Source organism: Streptomyces chlorus (assembly GCF_042655885.1).
In the GTDB taxonomy this organism is placed as follows: domain Bacteria; phylum Actinomycetota; class Actinomycetes; order Streptomycetales; family Streptomycetaceae; genus Streptomyces; species Streptomyces chlorus.
Genome location: NZ_JBHSOA010000115.1, coordinates 1 through 1272, shown reverse-complemented (window position 1 = coordinate 1272; position 1272 = coordinate 1). Strand labels below are relative to the sequence as shown.

General features: G+C 71.5%; 1 protein-coding gene. It reads left to right on the top strand.

Features of this window, described 5'->3' with window-relative positions; translation table 11 throughout:
• Positions 1–1272 (top strand): condensation domain-containing protein (locus ACFPZI_RS33325; RefSeq protein ID WP_381370911.1); only part of this gene is annotated, 1272 nt, incomplete at both ends.

Below are 1272 nucleotides of genomic sequence, written 5' to 3'. Positions count from 1 at the left end.
TGGTGGACGGGGTGTCCTGGCGGGTGCTGCTGCCGGATCTGGCGGAGGCGGTGACCGGCGCCGAAGCCGGTGCTGGTGCCGAAGCCGAAGCCGGTGCGGGTGCGGGTGCGGGTGCTGGGTCGGGTGTGGTGCTGGCGCCGGTGGGGACGTCGGTGCGGCGGTGGTCGTCGGAGGTGGCGCGGCAGGCGCTCTCGTCCGAGCGGGCGGCGGAACTGCCGTGGTGGCAGTCGGTGCTGGCGGAGCGGACCCCGGTCGCCGACGGCGAACTCGACCCCGCACGGGATGTCTACGGGACCGTGGAGTCGTACTCCGTGGAGTTGCCCGAGGACGTCTCCCGGGTCGTGCTGGCCCGGACCGCGGGACTGTTCAACGCGGGCCTCGACGACGTGCTGCTGGCGGGTCTTGCGCTGGCGCTGTCGCGGTGGGCCTTCCGGGGCAGTGGTGGTGGTGGGGACGGCTGGGTGCTGGATCTGGAGGGGCACGGCCGTGACGAGGAACTGCTGCCGGGTGCGGACCTGTCGCGCACGGTCGGCTGGTTCACCTCGATGTATCCGGTGCGGGTGGATGCCGGTCCCGCGGTGTGGAACGAGGTGGTCGCGGGCGGTCCGGTGGTCGGTGCGGCGATCAAGCGGGTCAAGGAGCAGTTGCGTGCCACGCCCGACCGTGGGGCCGGTTACGGCATGCTCCGCTACCTCAATCCGGAGACCGCCGCCACGCTGCGCGGGTGTCCGCCGCCCCAGATCGGCTTCAACTACCTGGGCCGGTTCACGGTCTCCACGACGGACACCGATGCCTGGACACCGCTGCTTGCCGGTGTGGCCGGCCCCGGTCCGAACACCCCCGTCGGACACCTCGTCGAGGTCAACGCCGTCGCCGAGGACGACGGAACCGGCGTGCGCCTGAGGGTGCACTGGAGTTGGACCCCGCGTCTGATCAGTCGGGACAGCGTCCGCGAGCTGGCCGATCTGTGGGCCGAGGCACTGAAGGGCATCGCCGAACACACCCGTCGTCCCCACGCCGGCGGACTCACCCCCACCGACGTCGTCGACGCGACGGTGACCCAGGCCGACCTGGAGGAGCTGGAGGCCGAGATCCCAGGCCTGGAGGACGTTCTCCCCCTGGCACCGCTCCAGCACGGGATGATCTTCCACAGCATCTACGACGACAACGCCGGTCCTGACGTCTACACCGCGCAGATGGTGTTCGAGTTCGAGGGCGACGTCGACCGTGCGCGCCTGCGGGAAGCGGCCTCCGTGCTGCTGCGCCGGCACG